Source organism: Erythrobacter sp. HA7-11 (assembly GCF_055693605.1).
Window position 1 is genome coordinate 822,901 of the sequence record NZ_JBVFUF010000002.1, and the last position, 15,186, is coordinate 838,086.

15 protein-coding genes, 2 pseudogenes and 1 riboswitch are annotated in these 15,186 nt (G+C 61.0%); of the genes and pseudogenes, 7 read left to right on the forward strand and 10 right to left on the reverse strand.

What is annotated here, in order from left to right; all coding sequences use genetic code 11:
* Positions 1-212 precede the first annotated feature (212 nt).
* The 7 genes and pseudogenes from ACZ1GU_RS04250 to ACZ1GU_RS04280 all read left to right on the forward strand — a co-directional run bounded on the left by ACZ1GU_RS04250 (position 213) and on the right by ACZ1GU_RS04280 (position 6,620).
* Positions 213-1,160: a hypothetical protein gene (locus ACZ1GU_RS04250; RefSeq protein WP_472646843.1), complete on the forward strand. Its 948-nt coding sequence runs from the start codon at positions 213-215 to the stop codon at positions 1,158-1,160.
* A 1-nt stretch (position 1,161) separates the two neighbouring features.
* Positions 1,162-1,388, forward strand: a riboswitch (cobalamin riboswitch).
* A gap of 115 nt (positions 1,389-1,503) precedes the next feature.
* Positions 1,504-2,583, forward strand: coding sequence for a TonB-dependent receptor (locus tag ACZ1GU_RS04255; protein ID WP_472646844.1), 1,080 nt, complete (start codon positions 1,504-1,506; stop codon positions 2,581-2,583).
* Positions 2,519-2,797 (forward strand): annotated as a pseudogene (locus ACZ1GU_RS04260) (TonB-dependent receptor plug domain-containing protein); the annotation flags it as partial. The gene ACZ1GU_RS04255 and the pseudogene ACZ1GU_RS04260, both read left to right, overlap by 65 nt.
* Before the next feature lie 122 nt (positions 2,798-2,919).
* Positions 2,920-3,471 carry a TonB-dependent receptor domain-containing protein gene (locus ACZ1GU_RS04265; protein ID WP_472646845.1) on the forward strand — a complete coding sequence of 184 codons (552 nt, stop codon included), beginning with the start codon at positions 2,920-2,922 and terminating at the stop codon, positions 3,469-3,471.
* A 70-nt stretch (positions 3,472-3,541) separates the two neighbouring features.
* Positions 3,542-4,600, forward strand: a complete 1,059-nt coding sequence (gene obgE, locus ACZ1GU_RS04270; RefSeq protein ID WP_472646846.1) for a GTPase ObgE — start codon at positions 3,542-3,544, stop codon at positions 4,598-4,600.
* A complete protein-coding gene (gene proB, locus ACZ1GU_RS04275) occupies positions 4,585-5,712 on the forward strand; it encodes a glutamate 5-kinase (protein WP_472646847.1) in 1,128 nt (375 codons plus the stop codon). The genes obgE and proB overlap by 16 nt, the downstream gene beginning before the upstream one ends.
* Positions 5,709-6,620 (forward strand): NAD-dependent epimerase/dehydratase family protein, encoded by a 912-nt coding sequence (locus tag ACZ1GU_RS04280; RefSeq protein WP_472646848.1) that lies wholly within the window; start codon positions 5,709-5,711, stop codon positions 6,618-6,620. Before proB ends, ACZ1GU_RS04280 begins: the two co-directional genes overlap by 4 nt.
* Before the next feature lie 4 nt (positions 6,621-6,624).
* Here the strand turns inward: ACZ1GU_RS04280 and ACZ1GU_RS04285 are convergent, their stop codons facing one another.
* The 10 genes and pseudogenes from ACZ1GU_RS04285 to ACZ1GU_RS04330 form a co-directional block, all read right to left on the reverse strand.
* A complete protein-coding gene (locus tag ACZ1GU_RS04285) occupies positions 6,625-7,416 on the reverse strand; it encodes a phosphoadenylyl-sulfate reductase (protein ID WP_472646849.1) in 792 nt (263 codons plus the stop codon).
* Positions 7,409-7,867 carry a DUF934 domain-containing protein gene (locus tag ACZ1GU_RS04290; protein ID WP_472646850.1) on the reverse strand — a complete coding sequence of 153 codons (459 nt, stop codon included), beginning with the start codon at positions 7,865-7,867 and terminating at the stop codon, positions 7,409-7,411. The genes ACZ1GU_RS04285 and ACZ1GU_RS04290 overlap by 8 nt, the downstream gene beginning before the upstream one ends.
* An 86-nt stretch (positions 7,868-7,953) precedes the next feature.
* Positions 7,954-9,585 carry a nitrite/sulfite reductase gene (locus ACZ1GU_RS04295; RefSeq protein WP_472646851.1) on the reverse strand — a complete coding sequence of 544 codons (1,632 nt, stop codon included), beginning with the start codon at positions 9,583-9,585 and terminating at the stop codon, positions 7,954-7,956.
* A complete protein-coding gene (locus ACZ1GU_RS04300) occupies positions 9,585-9,881 on the reverse strand; it encodes a DUF2849 domain-containing protein (RefSeq protein WP_472646852.1) in 297 nt (98 codons plus the stop codon). The genes ACZ1GU_RS04295 and ACZ1GU_RS04300 overlap by 1 nt, the downstream gene beginning before the upstream one ends.
* Entirely contained in the window at positions 9,878-10,636 is a 759-nt protein-coding gene (gene cobA, locus ACZ1GU_RS04305; protein ID WP_472646853.1) for a uroporphyrinogen-III C-methyltransferase, read from the reverse strand. Before cobA ends, ACZ1GU_RS04300 begins: the two co-directional genes overlap by 4 nt.
* Positions 10,637-10,725: 89 nt before the next feature.
* Entirely contained in the window at positions 10,726-11,817 is a 1,092-nt protein-coding gene (locus ACZ1GU_RS04310; RefSeq protein ID WP_472646854.1) for a mechanosensitive ion channel family protein, read from the reverse strand.
* Positions 11,814-13,034, reverse strand: a complete 1,221-nt coding sequence (metC, locus tag ACZ1GU_RS04315) for a cystathionine beta-lyase (protein ID WP_472646855.1) — start codon at positions 13,032-13,034, stop codon at positions 11,814-11,816. Before metC ends, ACZ1GU_RS04310 begins: the two co-directional genes overlap by 4 nt.
* A gap of 2 nt (positions 13,035-13,036) precedes the next feature.
* A complete protein-coding gene (locus ACZ1GU_RS04320; RefSeq protein WP_472646856.1) occupies positions 13,037-13,534 on the reverse strand; it encodes a sulfurtransferase in 498 nt (165 codons plus the stop codon).
* Between the two features lie 34 nt (positions 13,535-13,568).
* Positions 13,569-13,895, reverse strand: a pseudogene (locus ACZ1GU_RS04325) (rhodanese-like domain-containing protein); the annotation flags it as partial.
* Between the two features lie 57 nt (positions 13,896-13,952).
* Positions 13,953-15,122: a hypothetical protein gene (locus ACZ1GU_RS04330; protein WP_472646857.1), complete on the reverse strand. Its 1,170-nt coding sequence runs from the start codon at positions 15,120-15,122 to the stop codon at positions 13,953-13,955.
* Positions 15,123-15,186 lie beyond the last annotated feature (64 nt).

Here is a 15,186-nt window from a genome sequence, read left to right on the forward strand (position 1 = left end):
ATGCGGCGCGGCTGATCGCAAATTCAGCCGCTCCAGCCGCAGCAAACTTGAAATAATGCGATGCCCGGGGCGTTCATGGCGCTTCCGGGCATTTGCTTTGGGATTTAGGTGTGAGAGCGCATTGCGCTTCAGCCCAGGTCAAGGCAGATTAGAGCAACAGGTTTGAGATCCCTTTGGGCGCAACTCAAAAAAAATGAAAAAGGCGATAGATAATGAGCGCAGGACAGCAGGCCAGCAATGATGGCCGGCATAACACGAATGGTTCCGACAATCAGGCTCGCGCAGGCTTTGCCGGTATCGGCTTGCGAGTCACGACGATTGCGGTCGGTGCCGCAGCGCTGAGCGCTTGCGTTACTCCGCCGCCACCACCGCCTCCGCCACCACCGCCTCCGCCAGTTGCGGAAGTGATCCCCTATCGCCCGCTGCCGCCGCAAGGTGCCTCCTATATTATGGACATTCCGCGAGCCGGGGCTGATGGCCAACGCGCGACGATCAATCGTGGCATAACCGACGATGAGAAGGTGTGGCATTTCCGCTCTGCTTGGAACGTTGCTGCCCTCAATTGCACGTCTGCCCGAAGCGAGCCTGTGCTCGGCGCGTATAGTGACTACATCAAGAAGCATGCTCGCGCATTGAAGCGCGTGAACGACCGGATTGACCGTGTCTATCGCAGCCAGTTGAGCTCAAGGCGCAATGCAATCATGGCTCGCGAAGGCAAGATGACGAGCGTCTATAATTTCTTTGCATTGCCACCCGCGCGCCGTGATTTCTGCAGCACTGCCTTGGATATCTCGAACCGCTATCTTGCTGACACCAGCCAGGATCCCATCGCCTTTGCGACAGCCAATTTCCCGATCATTGAAGCGCCGTTTGAGCGTTTCTTCACCGCCTATGAGGCGTATGAACGTGATAGTGCGGCTTGGGATGCGCGCTATGGCGAGCGCTATGGTTCATCACAGCCCGGTTGGGTTGCGGTGCAACGCGCCCGTACGGAGGGGATCATTCCGACACCTCCAGTAAGCGGTGCCGTTGCCGATCCTGGCACGACGGGCAATGCGCGAGTTCCGATTGTGCCGGCAGCGGAGGACACGGTCTCGCAGCCTGTCACTCAGCCTATTTCGGACGCTGATACGGCAGCGGCTGGTCCGGGCTCCAACTAGAATACTTGCGCTGCCCTTTGGGGCGGCGTAGGCCAAGCCAGCACTTCGGTAGCGGGAATGCGGTGCGCGCGTCTGAAATCCTCAGACGGGCAAATCCGCGGCTGTCCCTGCAACTGTAAGCGGCGAGCGATCGGCTCTTTATGCCACTGGAACGCGCAAGCTTCCGGGAAGGTGGGCTGAAAGCATTGACCCGTGAGCCAGGAGACCGACCGGAGAGCGTCGCTTGTTGCCCCGCTCAGGGATTGGTGAGGCGCGGAGACCCTTCGTTTCGAGCGACATTTGAACTGGCCGTGTGAGGTATCCCTCGCGCGGCTGCAATGTTGCTCAATCGGAAGGGATCCCGATGACGAAGATATGTTTGTTTGGCGGCGTGGCTGCGGCTGCGCTTGGGTGGAGTGCGTCGGCGGGCGCGCAGGAGCGCAAGGATGGCGTTTGCTACATCAGCGCGCTCGATGAAGAAGGGAATGGAGCCATCTGCTATGAAGGCCAGGTCATTCTCGTTCCAGGCAGCAGGGCAGAAGATCTGGCGCTGGAGGACTTTACTGGCTCTGCGTCGCTCATCACCCCAGAACAGATCGAACGGCGCCAAGTCCGTGAGATCGCCGATGTCTTGCGCGATGTTCCAGGCGTCGCCGTCAGCGCCGTAGCGGGGCAGACGCAAATTAGGCTGCGCGGATCGGAAGCCAACCACGTTCTCGTCCTGGTCGACGGCATCGAAGTGTCAGACCCGTTTGCAGGTGAGTTTGACATTGGCACCCTGCAAGCTGAGATCGGCAGCCGGATCGAAGTGCTGCGCGGTCCGCAATCGGCGCTCTATGGCTCGGACGCAATCGGCGGCGTGGTCGCCTATGAAACCGCAAGTGGAAGTGACGTGAACGGCTTTGCGGCTCAGATCGAAGGCGGAACCAACGACACGATCAACGGTTCTGCACGCATTGGTATCGGAGATCGGGACGCCAATCTCGCATTGAGCGCGACCGTCGTCAGCACAGATGGTGAGCCAAACGCACGCGGCGGCACGCGCGATATCGGGCGTGACAGTTATACGGTTTCGGGCAAAGGCGCAGTGCAAGTCGCTGACGGGTTCGAATTGCGCGCGGCGGGACGCTTTGTTCGAACCGAGGGTGATTTCAACGATCAAAACTTTACCGTCACAGCCGTGCCCGATCCCACCTTTGGTTTGGTGATCGACAGCCCCGGAACGCGCTTTGAAAATGAGGCGCTTTACAGTCTTGTCGGAGCGCGGCTGGACGCGCTCAATGGTCGGTGGAAGCACGACCTATCCCTGCAATTCGCCGATATTGAGCGCGACACGTTCAACGCATTCGGTACGCTCGTCGGGCAGCGAGGGCGACCGCTTGAAAGCCTCTTACGTCAGCGCCTTCGAGTTCGCGGACGAGCATTCGCTGGTCTTCGCCGCTGATTGGGAACGCGAGCGTTTCCGCAATGACGACCCGTTCGGCTTCGCCTCCGCCGCGCGGCAGGAATTAGAAAATGTCGGTCTGGTCGGCGAGTATCGCTACGCTGGCGATAGGTTCGATTTCTCGGCGGCGCTGCGCCACGACATCAATGATCGGTTTGCTGATGAGACCACGTTCCGCCTCGGTGCTGGCTACCGCATCGCCGACAGCACACGCATCCGCGCTTCGATCGGCGCGGGCATCAAGAATCCCGGCTTTTTCGAGCTGTTTGGCTTCGTTGACGGTACCGCTTTCTCGGGAATGAGAATTTGCGCCCAGAACAATCGACCAGCTGGGAAGTGGGCGTCGATCAGACAATCGGAAATGCCAAGTTTTCGATCACCTATTTCAACGCTGAGCTCGAGGATGAAATCTTCACCACATTTCCCGCGCCTGACTTCATTGCGACCCCTGCCAATCGTGACACCAAGAGCACCCAGCGTGGGATCGAATTCTCTGCCAATGCGCGGTTGGGTGGCGGTTTCTCGCTCAACGCCGCCTATACCTATCTTGATGCGGAAGAAGATGGCGTGACCGAGGTTCGCCGCCCGGAAAGCGTCGCAAGCGCGGCGCTCAACTGGGAGCATCCGCGCAAGCTTGGCTCTGCCAATCTCGTGATCCGCCACAATGGGGAGGCAGAGGACCTTGCGTTCACCGACCCCAGCTTTGTGCCCGTGCGTGAAACCTTGGACGATTACACGCTTATCAATCTCGCTGCGCGAGTGAAGCTGACCGACCAGTTCGAGGCTTTTGGCCGGATCGAGAACTTGCTGGATGAGGGCTATGAGCAGGTGTTCAGCTTCGTTTCGCCGGGCCGAACGGCACTAGTTGGATTATCGGCGCGATTTTAGTTTTTGCGGCGAAAATGCGCGGCCGCCAAAAATGGTCGCAATCTGATCGGGAAATGCATAGGAGGCGCACATGCATTTTCTCGATCAGGCCAAAATCTATTTGAAATCGGGCGCGGGCGGACCGGGCGCGGTTTCGTTTCGCCGTGAGAAGTATATCGAATATGGCGGCCCGGACGGGGGCAATGGCGGTAAGGGCGGCGATATTGTGCTCGAAGCTGTGGCTGGCCTCAACACGCTGATCGACTTTCGTTATGCCCAGCATTTCAAGGCCAAGCGCGGCAATCACGGGCAGGGCAAGGACAAGACCGGCGCGTCGGCTAAGGACCTGGTGATCAAGGTGCCGGTCGGCACTCAGGTGCTGTCCGAGGACAAGGAAGAGGTGCTCGCGGACTTCACCGAAGTCGGCCAGCGCATCGTCTTCCTGGAGGGCGGGCAGGGCGAGCGCGGCAATGCATCTTACAAGAGCGCGACCAACCGCGCCCCGCGCCAGCATCAGCCGGGCGAGCCGGGCGAGGAAGAATGGGTCTGGCTGCGGCTGAAGTTGCTGGCTGACGTTGGCCTCGTCGGCTTACCCAATGCCGGAAAGTCGACTTTTATCAACGTCGTGTCGAATGCGCGCGCGAAGGTCGGCCACTATGCCTTTACGACGCTGATACCGAAGCTGGGTGTTGTGCATCACAAGGGCCGCGAATTTGTGCTAGCGGATATTCCCGGCCTGATCGAAGGCGCAGCGGACGGCGCAGGCATCGGCGACCGATTCTTGGGCCACATCGAGCGTTGCCGCGTGCTCATTCACCTGGTCGACATTTCCGGTGACGATCCTGCTGAGGCATTCCGCATCGTGCGCGAGGAGCTGGCCGCTTATGGCGAAGGGCTTGAGGACAAGCCGCAATTGATCGCGCTCAACAAGCTTGATTTGGCGGATGAGGAACTTGTCGAAGGGTTTGCGGCGGAATTGATGGAGGCGGGCGCGGACGAGGTATTTGCGATATCCGGTGCAACTGGTGCCGGGATCGAGCAATTGCTCGACGCCGTGCTCGGCTATCTGCCTGATCGAACCTCGACCGAAACGAACCAGTCGGAGGTCGAGGACGAGACCGAGGATGGCGGCGAATGGTCACCGATCTAAAGTCGCTGCTCGACCCGGCCACTTGCAATCGTATCGTCATCAAGATCGGCAGCGCGTTGCTGGTCGAGGATGGCAAGCCAGCGCGCGGCTGGCTTGACGCGCTTGCGCTCGACTTGCGCGATCTGCGCGAGGGCGGGGCGCAAGTGATCATTGTCAGTTCAGGCGCTATTGCGCTGGGCGCGGCGCGGCTGGGCCTCCCCAAAGGTGGGCGTGCGAGCCTTGCCGATGCGCAAGCCGCTGCATCCGTCGGACAGGTGGCGTTGGCGCAATTATGGGCGACGACACTCGATTTTCACGGCCTGACAGCGGCGCAAATGCTGGTCACGCTCGACGATCTGGAAGACCGGCGGCGCTATCTCAACGCCTCGGCGACGCTCGAACGTCTGCTGGAAGCAGGCGCGGTCCCGGTCGTGAACGAAAATGACAGCGTCGCGACCGAAGAGATTCGCTTTGGCGATAATGACCGGCTGGCTGCGCGTGTGGCGCAGGCGGCGGGCGCAGATGCCGTGCTCCTTCTGTCTGATGTAGACGGCCTGTTTGATCGCTCGCCTGCCGAGGAAGGTGCGCAATTGATCGAGACAGTAGAGGGTGTAACGCCAGAAATCATCGCGCTGGCGGGAGAGGAATCCTCTTCCGGTCTCGGCTCGGGCGGGATGAAGGCCAAATTGCAGGCGGCGCGGATCGCTGAACGTGCTGGCATCGCGCTCGGTATCATCAACGGCACGCATAATGCGCCAATTTCGCGGACGAGAGAGACCGGTCGCGGCACGATTTTTCTTCCCGTCCGCTCCGACAATGCCCGCAAGGCCTGGCTTGGCGGCCGTCTGGCCCCTGAAGGCGTCCTGAGCGTGGATGCGGGCTGTGTTGCAGCGCTCAGTGAAGGTGCGAGCCTGCTCGCAGCCGGATTGACCGACGTCGAAGGCGATTTTCAACGCGGCGCGCTGGTCAGTCTGCATGGCCCAAAGGGCGAGCGGCTGGGGCAAGGCTTGGTCGAATACAGCGCCAAGGAATGCCGCGCGATCCTGGGCCTGCGCGACACCGATCAAGCGGCAAAGCTCGGCTATGCGCCGCGCGCGGCTGTTGTACACCGTGATCACATGGTGCGCGGATGAGCGGCGTGCTCGCGATTACCGGCGCGACCGGTTTTGTCGGCAGCACGACGCTGGACGAGGCATTGCGGCAGGGTCACCAAATACGCGCGCTGACTAGGCGCGAGCAGCAGCCCTGCGATGGCGTCACATGGGTAAGCGGCACGCTGGACGACACCGATGCGCTGGCGGAGCTGGTCACGGGCGCAAACGCGGTGATCCACATTGCCGGCCTCACCAATACGCCCGACACGGCAGAGTTCGAGACCGCCAATGTCACTGGCACGCAAAACGTGATCGCGGCGATGAAATCCGCTGGCGTGAAGCGTCTCGTATTCGTGTCATCGCTCTCGGCGCGCGAACCTGATCTGTCGGCCTATGGCGCGTCAAAAGCCCGCGCAGAAACGCTGGTCGAAGCAAGCGGGCTGGATTGGACCACCGTGCGTCCGCCTGCGGTCTACGGCCCGCGCGATATCGACATGTTCGAGCTGTTCCGCAGCGCGAAGTTCGGGATCGTGCCGCTGCCCCCACGTGGGGCGACCTCGATCATCCATGTCTCAGATCTGGCGCGCCTGCTTATTGCGCTCACCGGCCCCGTCGCGCCCAGCCGCATGCTCTTTGAACCCGATGACGGGCGCGAAGGCGGTTGGAGTCACAAGGAACTTGCAAAAGCGATTGGCAAGGCAATGGGGCGGCGCGTTTTCGCTCCGCATCTGCCTGGCAATGTGCTCGATATCGCGGCCAGCGCGGACAAGATGCTGCGCGGCGACAAGGCCAAGCTTACCGCCGACCGGGTGGGCTATATGCGCCATCCCAATTGGGTCGTGCGCTCGCAAAAGGCGGTGCCAGCCAAGGTGTGGCAACCGCAGATCAGCGGAGAAGAGGGTCTCAAGACGACCGCCGATTGGTACAAGGCGGAAGGCTGGCTCTAAGCCTTTAGAGGAACGGTTCCTCGCCCGGTTTGTGGATGCCGCATTCGGTCTTGTCCCAGCCTTTCCAGCGGCCAGACCGTGCGTCTTCACCCTCGGCGACCTTGTGCGTGCACGGCTCGCAGCCGATCGAGGGATAGCCTTCTTCGACCAGGGGATGGCGGGGCAGGTCGTGCTCTTCGAAATAGGCAGCGATGTCTGCGGCACTCCAGTCAATCAGCGGGTTGATCTTAAGCCGTCCTTGCGCGTCGGAGCCATCGATTTCGAAGCGCGGTAAATGCGCGCGGGTCGCGGATTGGAACGCTTTGCGTCCTGTGAAGCTCGCATCGTATTGAGCGAGCGCCTTGGCCAGTGGCTTCACTTTGCGGATTTCGCAGCAGCCATCAGGGTCATAGGACCAACGCAGGCCGCTTTCATCTTTCTCGGCCAGCTCTGTCTCATCGGGCGTGAGGACGATCAGGTTGGTGAGGCCGATTTTCTCAGCCACTTTGTCACGATACTCCAAGGTCTTGGCAAAGTGCTTGCCAGTATCGAGGAAGAGCACCGGCACATTCGGATCAACCTGCGCGACTAAATGCAACAGCACCGCGCTCTCCGCACCGAAGCTGGAGACGATGGCGATATCTCCGGCGAGATCGCCTTTAATCACCCCTTCGAGCATCTCGATCGTCGTGCTGCCGCGGAACATGCGGTTGAGGCGCACTGCGTCATGCTCGGTAAAGCGGGGACCGGTGTCGAGCCGGTCGACTGCGCGTTCGCGCGCTTCCCCGGTGGAAAGTGGGGCTTCGGGCTTATTCATGGCGCATTTCCTGAATAGTCTTCCGGCGATCCGCAGCGCTTTGATAGACATTGTCGCACTGCGCAAAGGCGCGCTTGGCGTCCTCTTCATTAAGCGGTTTGTCAGGGGCGAAAGCGTCAAATCCGCAGCGGCGCATGTGCGAAAGCTGGTCGATCAGTACGTCGCCAACGGCGCGCAATTCGCCCGTGTAGCCCGCTTCGCGCAAGATCCGTGCGGCAGAGTAGCCGCGCCCATCGCCAAAGGTAGGAAAATTGACTTCGACGAGCGCAAGCCGGTCTAGGAAGGGCAGCAGCACGCGCGCGTCGTCGCCCGGTTCTATGCGCACGGCGGTGGCGTTGGTCTGATGGCAGCACGCATCGACGGTGACGGTGCCGTGATCGGCGACTTCGTCATCGCGGAAGCGGAACTGCACTTCATCTGGGCTTGTGCCAAGGTCGTCACGCTCAACCATCCCGGCCTCCTCTTGTGGTCGCGCTGAATGGAAGGAATATTTGGAAATGAGCCGATTGCGCTATCAGCGCTACGGTCCTGAGGCCGTCATTTCTCATAAAGGGCCTCCTTAAACGGGGTCATGCCGATACGGCGGTAGGTATCGAGGAAGCGCTCTCCCTCTTCGCGCTCAGCCAGATAGACATCGGTCACGGTCTCGACCGCGCCGACCACGCCGTCTTCGTCAAAGCCGGGGCCGGTGATCTTGGCGAGGCTGACGTCTTCAGCTTCGGAGCCGCCGAGCGAGAGCTGGTAGTTTTCCGTGCCCTTCTTATCGACGCCAAGTATGCCGATGTGGCCCGCATGGTGGTGTCCGCAGGCATTGATGCAGCCGGAGATTTTGAGCTTGAGCTGACCGAGCTCTTCGGTGCGGCCTTTCTTCGCAAAATTCTCCGAAATGCGCTGCGCGACGGTGATTGAGCGCGCATTGGCGAGCGCGCAATAATCAAGGCCGGGGCAGGCGATGATATCCTCGATCGTATCGAGGTTGGGCGCGCCAAGGTCTGCCGCTTCCAGCTCGGTCCATAGCGCATGCAAATCGGCGATCCGCACATGTGGCAGGACGATGTTCTGCGTATGCATGACACGCAGCTCGTCAAAGCTGTATTGCTTGGCTAGCTTCGCCATCAGGCGCATCTGGTCGCCGGTTGCATCGCCGGGAATGCCGCCGACGGGCTTTAGCGAGATAACCGCGCTGACATAGCTGTCATGCTTATGACGCACGGTGTTGCGATCAACCCACAGGGCAAAATCGGGATCCGAGCGGTCAACTGTCTTAGGGCCGTCTTCAAACGCAGGGTCGGCAAAATACGGCTTGATCCGCTCCAGTTCCTCGCGAGGTGGCTCGACGCCCTGATCCAAAAGGTGTGCGAACTCTTCTTCGACCTGGCGAGTGTATTCCTCCGCGCCAAGCTCGTGGACGAGGATCTTGATCCGCGCCTTGTACTTGTTGTCGCGGCGACCATAACGATTGTAGACCCGCAGGCATGCCTCGGCATAGGTAACCAGTTGATCAAGTGGCACAAAGTCGCGGATCATCGGTGCGATCATAGGCGTGCGGCCCATGCCGCCACCAACGAAGAAACGCGCACCAATCTCGCCCTCTTGCTCGACGATCTGAATGCCAATGTCATGCAGGCGCATCGCCGCGCGGTCGGTATCGCTGGCAATCACCGCGATCTTGAACTTGCGTGGCAGATAGGTGAATTCCGGATGGAAGCTCGACCACTGACGCAGCAGCTCGGCATAGGGACGCGGATCGACCAGCTCGTCATGGGTGGCACCGGCGAAGTGATCGGACGAGATGTTGCGGATGCAATTTCCGCTGGTCTGGATCGCGTGCATCTCGACCTTGGCGAGGTCGGCGAGAATGTCGGCGGCGTCTTCCAGCTTGATCCAATTGTATTGGAGGTTCTGGCGCGTGGTGAAGTGGCCATAACCGCGGTCATACTTGTCCGCGACGTCAGCCAGCGTGATCATCTGACGCGAGTTGAGCGTGCCATAGGGGATGGCGACGCGCAGCATATAGGCGTGCAGCTGAAGATATAGGCCGTTCATCAGCCGCAGGGGTTTGAACTGGTCTTCGGTCAGCTTGCCTTCAAGGCGGCGCTTGGCCTGGTCGCGGAATTCCTCAACGCGGGCATCGACCATCGCTTGGTCATATCCGTCATACTTGTACATTAGATCACCCAGTCCCAGCCGGTTTTTTCGGCGGTTGGCACGGCGAGATCGCGCCGCACGGTTGGTCCGAGCGCGCGCACCCGGTCTTTGATATGAGCGGGGCGCACGCCTTCGCTGTCCTGCGTCGCTTCGAGAGCGTAGGGCACATTTACGCGGCGCGCGGCCTCCTCGGTGGCAATGATCTGGTCAGCAGCGTCGCCGACATCGACTGCGTCGTGGACCGAGAGCGACCAATTCTGACCGTCCCACCACACGACTTCGCCGGTCTTGAGGTCGTTTCCTGTGAGGATTTTCATACCGCTGCCTCCAGCGCCTTTGCAGCGATCACCGCATCATCCCGCGCGGTCACATCGCCGATAACGATGAGGGCGGGGCTCTTGATTTTGTGAGTGGTGACGAGGTCCGGCAGGCCTGCGAGCAGTCCGCGTACCACGCGCATTTCTGGGCGCGCAGCGTTCTCGATCACGGCGACCGGCACATCGGGGGCAAGGCCGTCCGCCATCAGCTTTTCAGCGATCTGTGGGGCGGTTTTGACGCCCATATAGATCACCAAAGTGCGCCCCTTTCCGGCAAGACCCGACCAGTCTTGATCGGAGAGTCCCTTGCACTGGCCAGCGACAAAGCTGACGATGCTGGAGGCATCACGGTGGGTCAGGGCGATCTGCGCTGCTGCTGCTGCGCCATTGGCGGCGCTGATACCTGGCACGATTTCCACGCTGACGCCGGCTGCGCGGGCGTCTTCTGCCTCTTCACCGCCGCGCCCGAAGACCAGCGGATCGCCGCCCTTTAGGCGAATGACGTCGCGGCCTTTCTTCGCCTCGCGGATGAGCAGCGCGTTGATGTCATCCTGCGGTAGAGTGTGGCGCGCGCGTTTCTTCGCGACTGAGATGAACTCGGCACTTGCGGGCGCAAGCCTTAGGATTTCGGGGGAGACCAGCCCGTCATGCACGACCAGCTCGGCATTTTCGAGCAGGCGCGCGGCGCGCAGGGTCAGCAGGTCAGGATCGCCTGGACCTGCACCGACAAGATAGATTGTTCCGGCTTTTTCCATGCGGTAGAAATGATCGACCGGGCCGTCATTCGCCAGCGAGAATGGGTTTGCGTGCGATAAGGAAAGCTATTGCAACCAATCTGGCCGCGCTATTTTCCGGTTTCAGATCCGCGATCAGCCATTGCCTCGATAAGCTGTTCAAACTGCTTATTGGCTCGCAAATTGAGGTCACGTTGCGGGAACGGTATTTCGATGTTGTTCTCTTTGAGGAGCCACCAGAGGTTCTTCAGAACTTCGCTGCGGACATTGCCGACGCCGTCTTCTGGATCGCGGATCCAGCAGTGGATCACGAAATTTACCGAGCTGTCGCCATATTCGGCCATCCACACGGTTGGCTTGGGGGAGTCGAGCACTCGCGAACACGATTTGGCCGCCTGCAACATCAGGTCCTCGGCGAGCTTCATATCAGAGTCATAGCTGACGCCGACCTGCACCTGCATCCGCACATTCTTGGAGGAGTAGGACCAGTTTTCGACCTGATTGATCATCAGGTTTTCGTTCGGGATCAGATATTCGCGTTGATCGCGCGTGGTGACGGAAACTGCCCGAATGCCGATCTTGCGGATCTGGCCGAAGCTTTCATTCCCGGCTGCGTCGGTCACCGCGATCACGTCACCCGGTTTGATAGACTTGTCCATCAAGAGGATGATGCCGGCGATGAGGTTACCAAAGGTCTTTTGCAGACCGAAACCGATGGCAAGACCGAATGCGCCGGAGAAGACTGCAAAGGCAGTTAGGTCAATCCCCAACAAATCGATGCCAATGAAAAAGGCGGCAGTCCAGATAAGGATTGTCGAGATCTTCTGCGCGAGCAGAGTTTGTGTCGAATCGAAATTGGTGAAACGCCTGATGATCGACATGCACAGCCGCGTCGCGGCCCATGCAAGCGTCAGGACGAGCAGGATAACGCCGACGACGAGCAGCGCATCGAATAGCGAAATGCGCATCTCGCCCAATTCGAGGGCAATTGCATCGAGCGAGTCGATCACCGATCCTGCAGTCTCGCTGCGCGAAGCAATGCCTTCCCTGATACCATCCGCTTCGATCACCCGCGCTTCTTCGACGGGCGCTTCCTCCGCAAGGCTCCACGCCTGACCTGGCAGCGTCGGTTCGGGCGTAGCCGTGGTCGCAGCATCGGCTGGAGCGGCATTATCGCTGGCAGGGGCGGTTGTTGTGGTCATTGCTCTTTCATTGCCGCAAAGCCCTTTTCGAGGTCTTCGATAAGGTCTGCCGGGTCTTCAAGGCCGATCGATAGGCGAATGCTCATCGCGTTGCCAGCCTCATCTGCCCCGCTGCCTTTCGCGCCAGGAACAGGCATGCGCTCGCGGATTGGCGCGGCGTCATAAGGAAGGGCGAGGCTTTCATATCCACCCCAACTGTATCCGATGCCGAACAGTTCCAGCGCATCGACGAAAGCGGCGCGCTTGGCGGTGTCTGCTTCAACGAGCGTGAAGCTGAACAGCCCGCATCCACCGGTGAAATCGCGGGCCCACAACTCATGTCCGGCATCGCTCTCCAACAAGGGGCATTGGACGGCTGCGACACGGGGATGATCGCGAAGCCGTATTGCGATAGTCTTCGCGCTTCGCGCCCCTCGTTCCAGCCTGACGCCGATTGTGCGAAGCCCGCGTAAGGCGAGCGCTGCATCATCGGGCGAGACGACGTTACCCATCTGCTGGCTCGTCTGGCGCAGGCGGCGATAGAATTTCTCGCCCGCGCTCGCGCTGCCCATCATCAGATCGGAATGCCCGCCGACATGCTTGGTCAGGCTCATCACCGCAATGTCACATCCGCGCTCCAGTGCCGGAAAGCCGATCGAGCTGGCCCAGGTGTTGTCGATCAGGCTGATCGCGCCGCGCTCTCTCGCAATCGCTGTGAGCACCGGGATGTCGCAGACCTCCATAGTGAGGCTACCGGGGTTCTCGAGCCAGACAGCTTTGGTTCGCTCGCAAAACAGATCTTCGTAGGCGGCAACGTCAAGCGGGTCGAAAAAGCGATGCTCGACGCCCCAACGCTTCAGAAACCCGGTCGCCATAATGCGCGATGGTTCGTAGGAATTGTCACTGACCAGCAGCACGTCACCGGAGCGCAAAACGCTCATCAATGCGCCGTTGATCGCCGCAACGCCGCTGGGGTAGAGCATTGTGCCCGCTGCGCCCGGCTCCAGCTCGGTCAGCGCCTCGGCCAGCGCCCATTGGGTGGGTGCGCCTTGCCGTCCGTAAAAGAACTTGCCGTCCTTTGGCTGCGGGCCGCCGGCTTTGCGGTCGGCCTCAGAGGCGTAGAGGTGCGTGCTCGCGCGCCAGACGGGCGGGTTTACGACCGGTCCGGTCCATTCCTTGCGCCGCCCTGCGCCGACGAGCTTGGTGCCCGTTTTCTTGCCTGATCCGCTGCCCGCCATCGCTATTCCCTTAGCCCCGTTTCTTTTGGAGTTGCCGGATCGCCGCCCCAATCCGACCAACTGCCATCATAGAGCGCCCAGTCGTCTTTTCCGATCAGATGCAACGCGAACAACAGGACGCTGGCTGTGATTCCGCTGCCGCAAGTGGTCATGACAGGCTTGTCGAGGTCGATTCCGGCGCGCTCAAATGCCGCACGCAAATTGGTTGGCGATTTGAACGTGCCATCGGCCTCAAACAGTTCGCCGAAGGGCAAGTTGCAAGATCCGGGGACCCGGCCACCTTCAACCCCGTGCACCGGGTCGGCTCCTGCCCCTTCAAAACGGTCTTGAGCGCGCGCATCGAGCACTTGTTCGGCCTGCGTTTGCAAATTGGCGAGCACATCGGCCTTCATCCGCAGCCGCGCAGGCGGACCAAGCTCGGGGATTTGCGTCGGCTCTGGCGCGATGGCGCCGCTTTCGAGCGTGCCGGCCCTCCGTGCGCCATTTGCCAAGACCGCCATCGAGGATCGCAACACTATCGATGCCGTGCGCTGCCAACATCAACCACGCGCGGGACGAGGACTTGAGATCGCTGTCATCATAGATCACGACCCGGTCGCCGGGCGCTATGCCGAGTTCAGCAAGTCGCGCTCTCACCTGGTCGGGGCGCGGAAAAGCAGACGGCACGTCCGAGGTTTCATCGACCAGAGTGTCGAGGTCCGTGAAGCGCGCGCCGGGGATGTGCGCGGCGGCGAACTCTGCCGCCGCATCGCGGCCCGCAGCGGGTAAATGCTTTGATCCGTCCAAGACTACCAAGCGAGCGTCGCCCAAGCGGTCGGCCAGCCACCGTGTGCTGACGAGAGAGGAAGACGGATCGCTCATGCCCTAATGGCGGTAGCGCGGCTTCGCGCTCGCGCCAAGTGGGCGGTTTATCCAGCTTTAGGCCGGAGCAACATCAAGCTCGCGCGCGCGCAGGCCGGGAATGCCGCCGGGCGGCGTATCAAGCGGGATAGGGTGCAGTCGCGCGGTGTTCGCAGCACTCGGCAAGCCGACCACATAGTGGTGGATGTCCGGCTCGTTATCACCCTGCGCAACAGTGACCTGCAAGAGCGGTACGAACAGCGGTTTGTTGCCCTGACGCATCACCTGCAGCTTTGCTGTCGGCAATTGCGTTTGCCCGCTGATCACATGGCTTTTGCTAGGGCCGATCCGCTCAATCATCTCCGCCTGAGATTTGTCAAAGCCTAGGTCGCCGCCTTGCCCGATCTGTTTCTGCGCGCTAGTAAGAATCGCGCTCACAGAAACGTCGCGCACCGCGCGCGTGTCCCGATTGGCGAGTGTTAGGCGGTATTCGAGCGTAAAGTTCATCACGCTGCGGGTTGCGCTTACCACTTCTAGCCCGACGTCGATGCGGGCAGGCCCAATAGGAGGCATCACGGTCGTAGAACGGTCGGCGCTTCCGGTCACAGGTTCAGCGACTGGAGCAACTTTTGGACGCTCGATTTCGGGCACGATTGCTGTCGCGCTGCGGCGTCGAAGGAAGAGCATACCTGCGAGAAAGGCCAGAAGCGCGGCAATGCCTGCGGCGATCCATGCCCACAAGGGCACAGCGCCTTCGCTGGTTGTGGGCGCGGTCTCGCCGGTGCTCGTCGCAGGCAGCGCATCAGTGCTGGTCGGCAGCGCTGCCCCGCTATCAAGGCCGGGTATCGCGTTTTCGGTGGGAGGCGAACTCGCTTCAGTTGCCTGAGGCGCTGCCTCGCCCGATGGCACGCCCGTGGCTTGCGTTTGAGCCGGTGACGGGTTTTCAGCGGGTTGCTGAGGTCGGGATGCAGTGCCCGTCGGCAAGGGTTGCACCACCGCTGATCCGCCGGTGTTGGCTCCATCGGGGGGCGCAGTGTCAGTCGGGTCTAGAACCGGGTCGATCCTTGGAGCGTTCGTATTGCTCGCGGTGGGCGCAGGCGTGGGACGCTCTGTCGGGATGACACGCGGCGCAAGCGGAACAACGCCTGTATCATCCGCCGGGCCTTCCACTTCTGGGCGCGCTGTGGGCGTGGGCGTTGGCGTCGGCAGCGAAAACCCGCCTGGAGACGCCAGCAGTGGTGTTGGCATCGCCAGAGCCACAGTCAGTGCCACCGCCGCTGAACAAGCAGGGGTGCTTTTCGCCTGTGCTGGA

What these genes read in the sequence shown, in the direction of transcription:
- ACZ1GU_RS04295 (WP_472646851.1), bottom strand. Translation starts at nt 9,585, where the DNA reads ATGTACAAGTATGACGGATATGACCAAGCGATGGTCGATGCCCGCGTT.
- cobA (WP_472646853.1), bottom strand. Translation starts at nt 10,636, where the DNA reads ATGGAAAAAGCCGGAACAATCTATCTTGTCGGTGCAGGTCCAGGCGAT.
- metC (WP_472646855.1), bottom strand. Translation starts at nt 13,034, where the DNA reads ATGGCGGGCAGCGGATCAGGCAAGAAAACGGGCACCAAGCTCGTCGGC.
- ACZ1GU_RS04320 (WP_472646856.1), bottom strand. Translation starts at nt 13,534, where the DNA reads ATGGCGGTCTTGGCAAATGGCGCACGGAGGGCCGGCACGCTCGAAAGC.
- obgE (WP_472646846.1), top strand. Translation starts at nt 3,542, where the DNA reads ATGCATTTTCTCGATCAGGCCAAAATCTATTTGAAATCGGGCGCGGGC.
- ACZ1GU_RS04285 (WP_472646849.1), bottom strand. Translation starts at nt 7,416, where the DNA reads ATGAATAAGCCCGAAGCCCCACTTTCCACCGGGGAAGCGCGCGAACGC.
- ACZ1GU_RS04255 (WP_472646844.1), top strand. Translation starts at nt 1,504, where the DNA reads ATGACGAAGATATGTTTGTTTGGCGGCGTGGCTGCGGCTGCGCTTGGG.
- ACZ1GU_RS04250 (WP_472646843.1), top strand. Translation starts at nt 213, where the DNA reads ATGAGCGCAGGACAGCAGGCCAGCAATGATGGCCGGCATAACACGAAT.
- ACZ1GU_RS04290 (WP_472646850.1), bottom strand. Translation starts at nt 7,867, where the DNA reads ATGGTTGAGCGTGACGACCTTGGCACAAGCCCAGATGAAGTGCAGTTC.
- ACZ1GU_RS04300 (WP_472646852.1), bottom strand. Translation starts at nt 9,881, where the DNA reads ATGAAAATCCTCACAGGAAACGACCTCAAGACCGGCGAAGTCGTGTGG.
- ACZ1GU_RS04280 (WP_472646848.1), top strand. Translation starts at nt 5,709, where the DNA reads ATGAGCGGCGTGCTCGCGATTACCGGCGCGACCGGTTTTGTCGGCAGC.
- ACZ1GU_RS04330 (WP_472646857.1), bottom strand. Translation starts at nt 15,122, where the DNA reads ATGCCAACACCACTGCTGGCGTCTCCAGGCGGGTTTTCGCTGCCGACG.
- proB (WP_472646847.1), top strand. Translation starts at nt 4,585, where the DNA reads ATGGTCACCGATCTAAAGTCGCTGCTCGACCCGGCCACTTGCAATCGT.
- ACZ1GU_RS04310 (WP_472646854.1), bottom strand. Translation starts at nt 11,817, where the DNA reads ATGACCACAACAACCGCCCCTGCCAGCGATAATGCCGCTCCAGCCGAT.